This window comes from Mumia zhuanghuii, assembly GCF_042681565.1.
GTDB lineage: Bacteria > Actinomycetota > Actinomycetes > Propionibacteriales > Nocardioidaceae > Mumia.
In genome coordinates this window covers 390,455-403,820 of record NZ_JBHUFT010000008.1, presented here as the reverse complement: position 1 = coordinate 403,820, position 13,366 = coordinate 390,455, and the positions used below count along the sequence as shown (strand labels likewise).

General features: G+C 71.4%; 13 protein-coding genes. 5 read left to right on the top strand and 8 right to left on the bottom strand.

Going from position 1 to position 13,366, the window contains the following annotated elements; all coding sequences use genetic code 11:
• Positions 1-72: 72 nt before the first annotated feature.
• Both ACFSDF_RS10275 and ACFSDF_RS10270 read right to left on the bottom strand, forming a co-directional pair.
• Positions 73-849 carry a L,D-transpeptidase gene (locus tag ACFSDF_RS10275; protein WP_167002059.1) on the bottom strand — a complete coding sequence of 259 codons (777 nt, stop codon included), beginning with the start codon at positions 847-849 and terminating at the stop codon, positions 73-75.
• 84 nt (positions 850-933) lie between these two features.
• Positions 934-1,719: a ParA family protein gene (locus ACFSDF_RS10270; RefSeq protein WP_243842903.1), complete on the bottom strand. Its 786-nt coding sequence runs from the start codon at positions 1,717-1,719 to the stop codon at positions 934-936.
• A gap of 35 nt (positions 1,720-1,754) precedes the next feature.
• Between ACFSDF_RS10270 and ACFSDF_RS10265 the strand changes: the two genes are divergently transcribed.
• Genes ACFSDF_RS10265 through ACFSDF_RS10255 form a run of 3 tightly spaced genes read left to right on the top strand, consistent with a single transcriptional unit; the run spans position 1,755 to position 3,749 of the window.
• The gene (locus ACFSDF_RS10265) at positions 1,755-2,513 is read left to right on the top strand and encodes an SDR family NAD(P)-dependent oxidoreductase (protein WP_377157400.1); all 759 of its coding nucleotides are present in this window, start codon (positions 1,755-1,757) and stop codon (positions 2,511-2,513) included.
• The gene (locus ACFSDF_RS10260) at positions 2,510-3,388 is read left to right on the top strand and encodes an alpha/beta fold hydrolase (protein WP_377157397.1); all 879 of its coding nucleotides are present in this window, start codon (positions 2,510-2,512) and stop codon (positions 3,386-3,388) included. Before ACFSDF_RS10265 ends, ACFSDF_RS10260 begins: the two co-directional genes overlap by 4 nt.
• Before the next feature lie 31 nt (positions 3,389-3,419).
• Positions 3,420-3,749 carry a DUF4333 domain-containing protein gene (locus tag ACFSDF_RS10255; RefSeq protein WP_377157395.1) on the top strand — a complete coding sequence of 110 codons (330 nt, stop codon included), beginning with the start codon at positions 3,420-3,422 and terminating at the stop codon, positions 3,747-3,749.
• A gap of 77 nt (positions 3,750-3,826) precedes the next feature.
• Here the strand turns inward: ACFSDF_RS10255 and bar are convergent, their stop codons facing one another.
• Together bar and ACFSDF_RS10245 are read right to left on the bottom strand one after the other, a co-directional pair.
• Positions 3,827-4,933 carry a barbiturase gene (gene bar, locus ACFSDF_RS10250; RefSeq protein WP_167248790.1) on the bottom strand — a complete coding sequence of 369 codons (1,107 nt, stop codon included), beginning with the start codon at positions 4,931-4,933 and terminating at the stop codon, positions 3,827-3,829.
• A gap of 44 nt (positions 4,934-4,977) precedes the next feature.
• Positions 4,978-5,937 (bottom strand): carbamate kinase, encoded by a 960-nt coding sequence (locus ACFSDF_RS10245; protein WP_377157392.1) that lies wholly within the window; start codon positions 5,935-5,937, stop codon positions 4,978-4,980.
• A 206-nt stretch (positions 5,938-6,143) separates the two neighbouring features.
• Here ACFSDF_RS10245 and ACFSDF_RS10240 point away from each other — a divergent pair, with 206 nt between their 5' ends.
• Positions 6,144-6,443, top strand: coding sequence for a DUF4333 domain-containing protein (locus tag ACFSDF_RS10240; protein ID WP_167002046.1), 300 nt, complete (start codon positions 6,144-6,146; stop codon positions 6,441-6,443).
• Positions 6,444-6,472: 29 nt separating this feature from the next.
• Here the strand turns inward: ACFSDF_RS10240 and ACFSDF_RS10235 are convergent, their stop codons facing one another.
• The 4 genes from ACFSDF_RS10235 to ACFSDF_RS10220 all read right to left on the bottom strand — a co-directional run bounded on the left by ACFSDF_RS10235 (position 6,473) and on the right by ACFSDF_RS10220 (position 12,125).
• Positions 6,473-7,111 (bottom strand): LysE family translocator, encoded by a 639-nt coding sequence (locus ACFSDF_RS10235; protein WP_167002044.1) that lies wholly within the window; start codon positions 7,109-7,111, stop codon positions 6,473-6,475.
• 87 nt (positions 7,112-7,198) lie between these two features.
• Positions 7,199-7,999 carry an SDR family oxidoreductase gene (locus ACFSDF_RS10230; protein ID WP_208322280.1) on the bottom strand — a complete coding sequence of 267 codons (801 nt, stop codon included), beginning with the start codon at positions 7,997-7,999 and terminating at the stop codon, positions 7,199-7,201.
• A gap of 17 nt (positions 8,000-8,016) precedes the next feature.
• Entirely contained in the window at positions 8,017-9,948 is a 1,932-nt protein-coding gene (locus tag ACFSDF_RS10225; protein WP_167002040.1) for a hydantoinase B/oxoprolinase family protein, read from the bottom strand.
• Positions 9,945-12,125 carry a hydantoinase/oxoprolinase family protein gene (locus ACFSDF_RS10220; protein WP_377157389.1) on the bottom strand — a complete coding sequence of 727 codons (2,181 nt, stop codon included), beginning with the start codon at positions 12,123-12,125 and terminating at the stop codon, positions 9,945-9,947. The genes ACFSDF_RS10225 and ACFSDF_RS10220 overlap by 4 nt, the downstream gene beginning before the upstream one ends.
• A 142-nt stretch (positions 12,126-12,267) precedes the next feature.
• Between ACFSDF_RS10220 and ACFSDF_RS10215 the strand changes: the two genes are divergently transcribed.
• A complete protein-coding gene (locus tag ACFSDF_RS10215; RefSeq protein ID WP_167002036.1) occupies positions 12,268-13,299 on the top strand; it encodes an alpha/beta hydrolase family protein in 1,032 nt (343 codons plus the stop codon).
• Positions 13,300-13,366: the final 67 nt, after the last annotated feature.

Genomic DNA, 13,366 nt, shown 5'->3' with positions numbered 1-13,366 from the left:
CGGTGCCTCAGCGTCCACAGGTCGATCACCTGTGGACGCTGAGGCACCGCCGTTTCTGAGGCCCGACGCACGTCAGGCGACGACGACCACCGTCGTGCCGACCGGCGCGAACTCCCACAGCGCGATCGCGTCCTTGCGCCACTGGCGCACGCATCCGGACGAGAGCGGCTTGCCGAGCTGGGAGCGCGTCTGGAGCGCCTTCCCGTCCTCGTCGACCGGGATCGTGTGGAAGCCGATGGGCGCGTTGTCGCCGCGCGTGAACCGGACGAAGTAGTCCATGGTGCTGCCGAAGTCGTACGACGTCGCGTGGCGTGAGCGCGAGTAGACCTCGTACGAGCCGGGGTCGAGGTTGTCGTGCTTGCTCCCGGAGACGGCGTACGTCCGGGCGACGCGCTCGCTGGCCTTGACCAGCCACACCCTCTGCTCGCTCATCGAGAACACGATGCGTCGACCCTCACCGGACTTCGCCGGCACCGCAGGCACTGCCGGCGGCGCCGCGGCCGCGGTCGCCACGGGCTCGGGGCTGGGTGCAGGCGTCGGGACCGCGGGACGGTCGGCGCTGCGCGACGCAGGCGGATCGACCGGCGTCTCGACAGCCGGCGGCACCTCGGGCGTGTAGGCGGAGACGCCTGCGGCGAACGGGATCTCGCCCGCGAGCGGCGCCGCCGCAGTCCCGCCGGTCGCGCCGACCGGGAGCAGGGGCAGCGCGTCGTCGTAGAACGCGACCGCGCTCGCACCGAGGCCTGCGACCACGAACGCGGCGCTCCACAGCCGCCAGGTCCGGCGGCGGGCACGCTGCGCACTGTGTCGTCCCCCCGAATTCCCAGGACGGTCACCGCGCGTGGTCACGCGGTCAGCGTACGGGGTTTGGAGGTCGTGAAGAAGGGCGGGTCTCGGAGGCCCAACAGACGACTCGCGGGTGCGCTCGTAGGGTCAGGATGCGAGGAGGGCGTCGGCCACGTCGCGGTAGGCCTGCGCCCCTCGATGGCTGGCCGCCGTCCGCAGGATCGACTGCCCGTACGCGGGTGCCTCGGCGAAGCGCACCGTCCTCGGGATCGCGGGTTCGACGACGTCCAGCCCGTACGACGACGTGATCGCCTCGAGCACGGCACGCGCGTGCTTCGTACGCCCGTCGTAGGCCGTTGGAAGCACACCGAGGATGCGCAGGCCCGGGTTCGTGTAGGTCCGTACGTCGTGCACCGTGTCGAGGAGCTGGCCCACACCGCGGTGCGCAAGCGTCTCGCACTGCAGCGGGATCAGCAGGTCCGTCGCCGCCGTGAGCGCCGCCGCGGTCAGCACGCCGAGCGAGGGCGGGCAGTCGAGGATGATCCAGTCGTAGTCGCCGGCCACGCTCTCCAGCGCGACACGCAGCCGTTGCTCCCGTCCCGTGCGGGTCGCGAGCGTCTCCTCTGCCTGGGCGAGCTCGATCGTCGACGGGAGGAGGTGCACGGCCTCGTCCGTCACGACGATGACGTCGCTCGGCTCCTTCTCGCCGAGCAGCACCTCGCGTACGGACAGGTCGAGCTCCTCGGGATCGACACCGAGGGAGAACGTGAGGCTCGCCTGCGGGTCGAGGTCGACCAGCAGCACGTGCTTGCCCCGCTGGGCGAGGGCTGCACCCAGGGACGCGACCGTCGTGGTCTTGGCGACGCCGCCCTTCTGGTTAGCCACCGCCAGGACCCGCGCGCCGCTCGGTGTGTCCGCGGTGTGAGGTGTCACGTCGGCCATTCTTCATGATCTGCAAGGATCTGCCCATGTCTCTCGCCTTGGTGACCGGCGCCACATCCGGCATCGGCCTGGCTTTCGCCCGCACGCTCGCCGCGCGCGGCGACGACGTCGTGCTCGTGGCCCGCGACGAAAGCCGTCTCGACGCCCTCGCGACCGAGCTGCGCGCAACCGGCCGTACGGTCCACGTCGTGCCTGCCGACCTCTCGACACGCGACGGCGTCGCACGCGTCGCCGATGCCGTCCGCGAGCACCGGATCGACCTGCTCGTCAACAACGCGGGATCGTCGATCGGCAAGTTCTTCGGCGACACCGACGTCGCCGCCGAGGACGCGCAGCTCGACCTGATGGTCAAGGCTCCGATGGACCTCATGGCCGCGGCGCTCGACGTCATGCGCCCGCGCCGGTCGGGCCAGATCCTCAACGTCGCGAGCGTCGCCGCGTTCACCCCGCGCGGCACCTACTCGGCCCACAAGGCCTGGATCGTCAACCTGAGCCAGTGGATGAACATCCAGTTCGCCGCAGAGGGCGTCGTCACGACCGCGCTGTGCCCGGGCTTCGTCCGTACGGAGTTCCACCAGCGGATGGGCGTCGACCCGAGCGACGTGCCGCGGTGGATGTGGACGAGCACCGACCAGCAGGTCCGCGGCGCGCTGCGCGACCTCGACAACGGCAAGCCGATCTCGGTGCCCACGGCGCGCTACAAGGTCCTGGCGACGATCGCCCGCTACGCCCCGGCGGGGCTGGTCGCCACGGTCGCCAAGCGAGGCCGGAAGGTGGCCGAATGACCTCCTCACCCGACCCCGAGGCGTTCGGAGCCCTGACGCCGAGGGCGGTCACGACCGCGCGAGGGACGTTCGCGGCGCTCGACGCCCCCGTCCCTGCCGGGACCTCGCGGCGGGGCCACGTGCTGCTCGTGCCCGGGTTCACCGGCAGCAAGGAAGACTTCGCGTTCGTCCTGCCGCTGCTCGCGCAGGCCGGCTGGCACGCGACCTCGTACGACCAGCGGGGCCAGTACGAGACACCCGGCAAACCCGACGACGACTACTCCGTACGAGGCTTCGCCGCGGACGCGCTCGCGATCCAGGAGGCGCTCGCCCCGTACGGCGCCTCGCACCTCGTCGGTCACTCCTTCGGCGGGCTGGTCGCGCAGCACGCGGTGCTTGACGACACCTCGGCCTGGCGGAGCCTCGCGCTGCTGTGCTCAGGGCCCGCGGGCTTCGGCGACGCCGGGGTGCGGGCGCGCGCGGACGACCCGGACGCGGCGGTGCGGATGCTGCGCGCCTTCGTGGCAGCCGTGCCGGTCGTGGGCCTCGAGGTCGTCTTCGCGCAGCAGAACGCCGCCATCGACGCACCGCCGCAGCTCAAGACCTTCGTGAAGCGACGGTTCCTCGCCAGCGCCTCCGAGTCGCTCACGGCGATCGCCACGCACCTGCTCGACACCCCGGACCAGGTCGGGGCGCTCGCGGCGAGCGGCGTGCCGGTCGCGCTCGCACGCGGCAGCGCCGATGACGCGTGGCCGTACGCGGTACAGGACGAGATGGCCGAGCGGCTCGGCACGGAGGTCGTGGTCATCGAGGGCGCGGGCCACTCCCCCGCCGTCGATCAGCCGGCGGCGACGGTCGACTTCCTGCTGCGCGCGTGGGAGCGGGCCGAACGCTGAGGACGCCGCACGGCCGACTAGCGTGACGGCCATGTCGACCCCCGCCGTACGACACCACTCGCGTCTCGCCCTGTCCGCACTCGCCGTCGCCCTCGGGCTGACGCTCTCGGCGTGCGGAGGTGGCGCCGTGAAGGCGTCGGACGTGGAGAAGGAGGCCGAGAAGGCGCTCGGCGCGCAGGTGGGTGTGACTCCCGAGATCACCTGCCCCGACGACCTCGAGGCAACGAAGGGCGCGACGCTGCGGTGCGAGCTGCGGGTGTCAGGTGACAACACCGTCTACGGGGTCACCGTCACCGCCGAGTCCGTCGAGGGTTCGACGGTCGGCATGGGCTTCAAGGTCGACGAGCAGCCGGCGTCCTAGTCACCCGTGGCACCGGTACGCCGAGCCGATGGCGTGGCCCACCCCCATCGGCCACGCCACCGGGGCTTGAGAGGCGGTCAGGAGGCCTCGACGATGGCGGCGACGGGGCCGCCACCGTCCGGCCCCTGGTGAGCCGCCGACACCGACACGAACACCGCCGGGTCACCAGTGACCGCAGCGGTCACGCCGCCCACGGCCGCCTTGATCTGGCGGTGCCAGTGCACGTCGGAGTCGTCGAGCATCGCGTTGCGGCGCCCGCGGACCATGCCGTCCTGGCTGGCCTCGCACTTGAGGAACACGTTGACCAGCTTGCCGTCCAGGTCGCTGGTACGCGGACGCTCGGGCAGGTCGAGGCCGGCGGAGCGGATCGCGTCCCAGATGCCGTCGGCGTCGAGCGCGTCGTCCATGACACCGTGACCGATGCGGTAGCGGCCGCCGATGCCGCGGACGTTGCCGACCACGACGACCTGCGCACGGTCCAGCTCGACGCCCGAGGAGCAGGACGCGACCGACGAGTACAGCGAGCGGTCGTGCATCACGTCGGCGTCGGTCGGCATCTCGATCTCGCCGAGCGCGACGGCGATGCCGAGCGCGGTGGTGCCGTTGGACAGGTCCATCGACGCGAGGGTGTCCTCGGTCCACACAGACTTGCCGCGCGACTTGGCATCGCGGATCGTGTCGATCGTGAGCAGCGGTGTCTTGGTCTGGACGTAGTGGACGTCCGCAGGATCGGTGATGCCCGCGCGCTCCATCGCGACCTTGACGGCCTCCGCGACCTTCTCGATCATCGGCGTATGCCCGATGTCCTCGGGCAGCAGCACGTCGCTCATCGCGAAGCCGACGCTCAGGCGCGGCTCGTCGGTGGGCTCGACGGCGTCGTCGGGCAGCGTCGCGAAGATCGTCGCGTGAGGGCTGATGACCCCGTCGGTGCCGCCCGACCAGACGATCGGGACCTGCTTGACATCCTCCGGCGAGCGCGTCCCCTGGGCGACGAGCACCTCGCGGAACGCGCGGTCGGCGATGATGCGCGTGTAGTCGTTGACGCCGCCGTTGCCCTCGGTCTTGCCGATGATCGCGATGACGCGGTCTGCCTCCAGCACGCCGTCGGCGATGAGCTTCTCGAGCTCGCTGGCGTCGGCGACGGAGTGGATCGGGACCTTGCGTACTTCGATCGCTGCTGGCATGAGCATCCTCTCGGGTGGGGGTGAACGGTGGGCGTGGACGTAGGTCAGGCGGGGAGGCGGTCGGTCGGGACGGAGTCGGGGCTGACACGCGTGCCCGTACGACCTGCGACCGCGTCGTCGATGTGCGGGAGCGACGTGATCACGCCCGTACGGCCGGTGTGGGCGGCGAACCGGGTGGCCGCCTCGACCTTCGGGCCCATCGACCCCGCTCCGAAGGCGCCGGCCTGCGCGAGCCGGCGGATCTCGGAGACCCCGACAGCGCCCAGCGGCTCGGCCTGCGGTGTCCCGAAGCCGACGACCGCGGCATCGACGTCGGTCGCGATCACGAGCAGGTCGGCGCCGACCTGATCAGCCAGCAGGGCGGCGGTGAGGTCCTTGTCGATCACGGCCTCCACCCCGACGTACGACGTGCCTTCGCGCACCGTCGGGATGCCGCCACCGCCTGCGCACACGACGACGGAGCCGTTGTCGAGGAGCGTCTGGACGGTCTCGACCTCGGGGATCTCGCGCGGCTCCGGCGATGCGACGACACGGCGCCAGCCCCGCTGCGGGACCTCGACCCAGTGCTGTCCGTGGCCGCGCATCGCCGCTGCCTCCTCGGCGGTGGCGTACCGGCCGATCGGCTTGGTGGGGACGAGGAACCCCGGGTCGTCGCGGTCGACGATCGTCCGAGTCACGAGCGCCGCCGTACGGGACGGGTGTCCGCGCCGTGCGAGCTCGTCGTCGAGCGCGTCGAGGATCAGGCGGCCGATCGTGGCCTGCGTCTGCGCGACGCACCAGTCGAGCGGGACCGGCGGAACGACGTCGGCGGCGATCTCGTTCTTGAGCAGCAGGTTGCCGACCTGCGGGCCGTTGCCGTGGGTGAGAACGATCTGGTGTCCGGCCTCGACGAGGTCGGCGACGCTGCGCATCGCGGACTGGATCGCCGCCCGCTGATCCTCAGGGCGCGCAGAGCCGTCCGCTGAGGTCATGGCGTTGCCGCCGAGGGCGATGACGAGGCGCATGCGACGAATCTAGGTGCCTCCGCGCACGGTGGGCATTGGCGAACTTCGCCAAGGAAGTGCCGTTGGCTAGTGAGGTGTTGCCTATCGGCGGCGGGCGGTGCCGCGCGTGCCCGTGCGGCGCACAGCGCGGTGAAGGAGGTCCCACCGTGACGACGAGAGCGGGACCGTGCTCACCACCGGTCAGGCCCGCCCTCTACCCTGTGCGCATGCGTCTCCGTCCCGCCGTCGCGCTGGTGTCCGCCGCGCTGGTGCTGCTCACCGCGTGCGGTCACGCACCGATGCCCCAGAAGTCGGTCGAGGAGAAGGCATCGGAAGCAATGGGCAAGCAGATCGGTCTCGCGCCGATCGTGGACTGCCCGGGCGATCTCGAGTCCCGCGAGGGGGCCACGATGGAGTGCGAGCTCTCCGACCCCAACGGCAGCGACAAGAAGTTCACCATGACCGTACGTGTGCTGAGCCTGAAGAACGGCGTCGCGAAGCTCGACTTCGCTCTCGACGAGGGCTGACAGGCCTTCGGCGGCCTCCACTCCCCGGCTCAGTCGGGTCGGCCGCCCGCGGCGAGGCCGACGCCCAGGCCGACCATGATCGAGCCGCCCGCACCGCGAAGGCGTCGCATTCGGTGCGGTGAATGGGCGAACCAGTCGCGTGCTGCTCCGGCGCCGAGCGCCCAGAGGCTGTCGAGGCACAGCGCGATCGCGACGAACACTGCGCCGAGGATCAGCATCTGGAGCGGCACCGCCCCGAGCTCGCGGGCGACGAACTGCGGGAGGACGGCGACGAGGAAGACGATCGTCTTGGGGTTGGTGACACCCACGACGAACCCTTCGCGCAAGACTCGCGACGTCCGCGTCACCGTCGGCTCGGCCTCGACGGCGTCCTCACCGGCGCGGCGGTCGCGGATCGCCTGGATGCCGAGATAGACGATGTACGCGGCGCCGACCCACTTCACGACGGTGAAGGCCGCGACCGACTGCGCGACCAGCGCACCGAGCCCGGCCGCGACCGCGACGATCTGGACGGTGGCGCCGACCGCGTTGCCCACCACGTTGACGAGCGCGGCACGTCGGCCGAGCACCATCGCCCGGCTGATCGTGAAGAGCACGCTCGGGCCCGGGATCATGATGAGCAGAGTCGAGGCGACCGCGAAGGCGACGACGTCGTGCGCGTGGATCATTTCGGGATCGTACGCCGCCAGGCGCGCATCTGGTCGACCCGCGGACGGGAGAAGCCGACCCGGGGGCGGGAGAAACCGACCCGGGGGTCAGGAAGGGGCGGGCGTCAGCTCGCGGGTCAGGGTCGCGCGCACGTCGTACGGGGCGCGGCCCAGCAGCGCCCGGAGGGGCACCCCGCCGGTCGGGAGCCCGTACGCGTCGTAGAACGCGAACATCGCCAGCAGCCAATCCCGCTCTCGCGGATCCATCCCCGCGCCCGGTCCGGTCGCCCACCTCTCAGGATCGAGCCGCTCCGCCGGCACCGGCACGCCCAGCACCTCCGACGCGACGACGGCGACGTCGGCCAGCGTCACGAGCGCCGGTCCCCCGAGCTCGTACGTCGCACCGACGTGGCCGTCCTCGGTCAGGACCACGGCAGCGGCCTCGCCCGCGTCGGCGAGGTCCACGAGCCCGAAGGGGGTGTCGACCGCGTACGGCACGCGGACCGCCGGCTCCTCCCCTCCCAACCCGGGCAAGAGGTTCTGGACATACGCGCATGGCTGCAGGACCGTCCACGCGAGCCCGCTGCGGCGTACGAGGTCCTCCGTCGCTGCCTTGGCGAGGTGGTGCGGCATCTCAGGCGCGTAGGGCCAGGCGACGGAGTGGTATGCGACGCGCGGCACGCCGGCGGCGCGCAGCGCCTCCAGCCAGCCCCCGACGAGCGCGGGCTCGTCGGGATGGAGGTTGGGGGCGATCAGGTAAGCCGACGCGCAGCCGTCGAACGCGGCGACCGGGTCGGCGAGGGCACGGCGCCCCAGGGGGCGGACCGGTACGCCGCAGGACGCGAGCGCCTGCGCGACGTGCGTGCCGGTCTTGCCCGAGGCACCGACGACGGCGGCGGGTTTCGGCACGCTCGACCGGCCTCCCGTCACCTGACGTCGACAGCGGCGTGGGTCGCTCCGCCGGCGAGCTGGGCGTAGCCGGGCCCGCGGTCGAAGAACACCTCGCCCTCGCCGCGCGCCGCGGCGCGCTCGGCCCGCAGCGCCGCGGTCGCCGCCGCGTCGTACCCGAGGTCGTCGCCGCTGCCGGTCAGCACGACCGCGTAGTCGTCATGCGCCCCCTCGGCCGAGACCTTCTCCCAGCGGACGTCGCGCACGACGCTCTCCGGGTCACGGTCGAGCGGGTCGCCCCAACCGCCACCACCGGTGGTGCGGATGCGGATGGACTCACCCGCGCGCACCGGCTCGGCGTCCGCGAGCGCGTCGACCACGCGCTCGTTCGGGCCTCCGGCATCGATGACGACTTCGAACGGCCGCCCGGCGAGACCACCCTTGACACCCCAGCACGCGAGGATCGAGCGATCCGCGATCGACATGAAATGGGCGTCGGCGAGCATCCGCAGGTGCTTCTCGTACCCGAGGCCGCCGCGGAACTTGCCCGGGCCGCCGGAGTCCTTCGCCACCGACAGCGACTCGACGACGAACGGGAAGCGCGACTCGGTGAACTCGGTCGGCAGGTTGCGCGAGTCGGGCACGACGTGGATCGTGTCCTCGCCGTCGGCGTAGTAGCGGCCGCCAGACCCGCCGCCGAGCACCTCGCGCATGAGGTAAGGACGGCCGGCGAGGTCCGTGCCGTACACGCCGGTGTAGCGGATCGTCTCCTGGTCGGCCGGCATCTGGCCGTCGACCGCCTTCGCGAGGACCCCGGCGAGCACCCCCAGGAGCCGCAAGATCACGAACGTACGGGCGTTGGTCGGCGCCGGGAACTCCGGCGTGAGCAGCGTGCCCTTCGGCGGGAAGCGCATCTCGATCAGGGGCACCACGCCCTCGTTGACGTCGAGCTCGGCCATCCGCTCCGGGGTGTCGGCGAGGTTGCGCAGGATCGGCGCGAGCCACTTCTTGAGGAACACGCCGTCGGAGTAGTCGCCGCAGTGGTTGATCGGCCCCTTCGCCTGCGGGGACGTCCCGGCGAAGTCGAGGATCACCCGCTCGCCGTCCGGGTCCTCCGGGCCGGTGCGGGTCAGCGTGATGCGCTGCGTGTGCAGCTGCGGCTCGTCGACCCCATCGTGCTCGGCGTAGTCCTCCCATACCCAGGTGCCGATCGGGATCTTGGAGAGGATCTCGCGCTTGTACGTCTGCGTGGTGCGGTCGATGATCGCGTCGAAGGACGCCTCGACGACCTCCACCCCGTACCGGTCGAAGAGCTCCGCGAGACGGCGCGCACCCATCAGGCACGCGGAGCACTCGGCGTCGAGGTCGGCGGCCAGCGACTCGGGCATGCGCGAGTTGCGGGTCATGATCGTCAGCGCCGCACGGTTCGGGACGCCCTGGTCCCACAGCTTGATCGGCGGGACGGCCAGCCCCTCTTCGTACACGCTGGTCGCGTGGCTCGGCATCGAGCCCGGCACGGCACCGCCGATGTCGTCGTGGTGGCCGAACGCCTGGATGAACGCGACCACGCGCTCGGTGCCGTCGACGGTCGCGAACACGGGCACGGTGACGCACAGGTCCGGGAGGTGGCCGATACCACCCTCGGACTTGTAGACGTCGTTGTGGAAGAAGACGTCGCCGGGCTTCATCTCCTCGAGCGGGAAGTCGCGCGCGACGGGGTGGACGAGCGCCGAGTACGAGCGGCCGGTGAGCTTGCGCAGCAAGCGGTCGTGGATGCCCGCGCGGAAGTCGTGCGCGTCGCGGATCATCGGCGAGCGCGACGTCCGCGCGATCGCGGTCTCGACCTCGTGCTCGATCGACGCCAGGCTGCCCTGCACGATCTCGACGACGACAGGGTCGGCACTCGCGCCGGCGTCCTCCGTGAGCGTGCCGAACGGGAACTGGGTCGGCGCCTTGCGGGACTCGCTCACTTCTGGCTCCCCTTCTCCGAGGTCTGTCCCTCGCGGGTGATGATGACGTTGTCGTACGGGTCGATGCGGGCGACGAAACCGGGGTGGATCGGGATGGTCGAGCCGAACTCCTCGACGATCGCCGGGCCGTGGACCTGCTGGCCCGGGAGCAGGGCCGACCGGTCGAACACGCCGGTGTCGACGTAGCCCTCACGCGGCGAGAAGCACACGGGCCGGGTCGTACGGGGCTGCGGCGCGGCCGCGCTCGCCTCGACGGCCCGCGCACGGATCTTCGGGCGCTGGATCGGCCCGATCCCCGAGACACGCAGGTTGACCCACTCGACCTGCTGACTGTCGTCGCCGGCGAAGTCGTAGCCGTAGAGCGCACGGTGCTCGGCGTGGAACGTGTCCGCGACACCGGCGAGCACCGCGTCGTCGAGCCGGCCGTCCGGCACCGGGACCCGGACCTCGAACGCCTGGCCGAAGTAGCGCAGGTCGGCCGTACGGACGAAACGCTGCTCGTCGGGTCCGAAGCCTTCGGCGTCCAGCGCGGACGCGGCCTGCGAGGCGAGGCGGTCGTACAGGCCCTCGGCCTCGGCCGCGTCGAGCTCGGAGGCGAGCCGCACCGCGGTCTGGACGTAGTCGTTCTTGACGTCGACGGTCAGCAGCCCGAACGCGGAGACGTTGCCGGGGTTCGGCGGGACGAGGACCGTGGGGATCGACAGCACGTCCATCAGCCGGCACAGCAGCAGCGAGCCGGAACCGCCGAACGTGGTCAGCGTGAAGTCACGGACATCGAGCCCGCGCTTGACGGTGATCTGGCGCAGGGCGTTGGCCTGGTTCCACGCAGAGATCTCGAGGACGCCGTCCGCGGCCTCCTCCACGCTCAGCCCGAGCTTGCCGGCCAGCTCCTCGAGGCCCTTGCGGGAGGCATCGACGTCGAGCGGGATCTCACCGCCGAGCAGGTGCGGAGGGATGCGACCGAGCACGACATGGGCGTCGGTGATCGTCACCTCGGTGCCGCCCTTGGCGTAGCAGAGCGGACCCGGGTCGGCGCCGGCCGACTGCGGGCCGACCTTGAGCGTGCCCTCCGGCGACAGCCAGGCGATCGAGCCGCCGCCCGCGCCGACGGTGACGACGTCGATCATCGGGATCTTGCTCGGGTAGACGCCGACACTCCCCTCGGTCGTCAGCGTCGGCTCGCCGTCGACGACCACCGACACGTCCGTCGAGGTGCCGCCGCCGTCGCACGTGAGGACGCGGTCGAACCCGGCGACCGAGGCGACCAGCGCGGCACCCAGGGCGCCGGCGGCCGGACCGGACAGCACGGTCGTGATCGGTTGGTGCACCACCTCGGCGGCCGACAGCACACCGCCGTTGGACTTCATCACGTAGAACGGCACGCCCGTCCCTTTGCCGGTCGAGCCCTGCGCCGTCCTGAGCCTGTCGAAGGGTCGAGACCCCGTGAACGCCGCCAGCCGGTCGGCGATGCGGCGCACGTACGCCGACACCTTCGGCTTCACCGCCGCGTCGACGAGCGTGGTCATCGAGCGCTCGTACTCGCGGTACTCGCGCAGCACCTCCGACGAGATCGACACGACGGCGTCCGGGTGCTCCTCGGCGAGGATCGCGCGCATCTCCTCCTCGTGGGCGGAGTTGGCGTAGCTGTGCAGCAGGCACACCCCGAGCGTGTCGATGCCCTGCTCGCGGAACCAGCGGGCGACCTCGCGCGCGCCCTCGGCGTCGAACGGACGGATCTCCTCACCCGCCCACGTCATCCGGCCCTCGACGCCCTTGACGAGGTCGCGGGGCACGATGCGGTCGGGCTTCACCCAGAAGTACGAGTTGCCGTAGCCGTCGGGCACGGACTGGCGGGCGATCTCCAGCACCGCCTCGTACCCGGCGTTCGTGATGAACCCGAGACGGTCGACCTTGCCCTCGAGGAGCTGGTTGGTGGCGATCGTCGTGCCGTGCGAGACCGCCGAGATCGCCTCACCGCTGCCCGGCGGGAACCCGGCCAGCGCGAGGACCTTGTCGATGCCCGCGAGGAAGCCCTCGGCGGGGTCCGACGGCGTCGACGGCGTCTTGGTCGTCAGCATCTCGCCGGTCGCCTCGTCGAACGCGACGACGTCGGTGAACGTGCCTCCCGTGTCGATCCCGATACGGAAGTGCCCGGCTCGAGTGGGGCGTGACGTCATGGTGCTCCTCGACGGTGTGGGGGGCTGCCCCTCGATTCCAACGCACGCCGCCGACAGTCCCCAGGGCGAACGTCGCCGGACCACTTCACCGAACCTTGGCACTACCTGACAGGCTCCCGGAAGGACCCGCCATCATGGTCCGGTGCTCCGTACGATCCTGCCCGCCGTCGTCGCCCTCGCGACGCTGCTCTCCGGCTGCGGCCTCGCCCCTCAGACCGCCCTCTCCGCCACCGGCGCCGAAGTCTCCTCGGTCGAGAATCCGGGCGACCACGTGTCCCTCCCACCGCTGCCGCCCGTACGACACGAGCGGACCCTCCCGACGCTGATGCGGACCCCCGACAACGGCAGCGACCTGCGACGCGAGCGGGTGCTCGAGACCAACGACGCCTACACGTCGTACCAGGTCAGCTACCGCTCTGAGGACCTGCGGGTGTCCGGAGTCCTGCACGTGCCACACGGTGCGGACAGGTCGCCGGCCGTCGTGATCGCACGCGGCTACAAGTCCCCGAAGTCGTACCGTCCGGGCGGGTCGATGATCGACACGCGCGACTACCTGGCTCGCGCGGGGTACGTGGTGCTCTACACCGACTACCGCAACCACGGACGCTCCGACGCCGACCCCGAGAACGACGGCGAGCTGAGGCTCGGCTTCACCATCGACGTCATCAACGCGATCGTCGCCCTGCGCCGCTCGGCGATGCGCGCGGTCGACCCCGACCGCATCGGGCTCGTCGGACGCTCGATGGGCGGCGGTGTCGCGTACAACGTCCTGACTACGCGCCCCGGTCTCGTCGACGCCGCCGTGCTGCTGTCGCCGATGAGTGCGGACGCAGTCGACAACGTCGAGATCCTCACGCGTCCTGGCAAGGGCCGGGCCTCCCGGTTCGCTGCGGTCGAGCGGTCGTACGGCACACCCGATCCGGAGTCGCCCGCGTGGCAGGACCTGTCGGCGTCACGGTTCTTCGACCGGGTCGTCGAGCCCGTCCTCATCCACCACGGCACCGCCGACAAGACCTGTCCGCCCGAGTGGACCGAGCGTGCGGCGGCGGGGCTGCGCGACGCGGGAGCCGACGTCTCCGTGAGGTGGTACGACGGCGCGGGGCACACCGTGAGGGGCGAGAAGCGGGACGAGATGATGCGCCGCACGGTCAGGTTCCTCGACGCCCGGCTCTGAGGCGGTGCGGTGCTGGCGAACCTTGTACTTGAATCACGATTCAGGTAGCGTCCGTGACGCCGGTCAC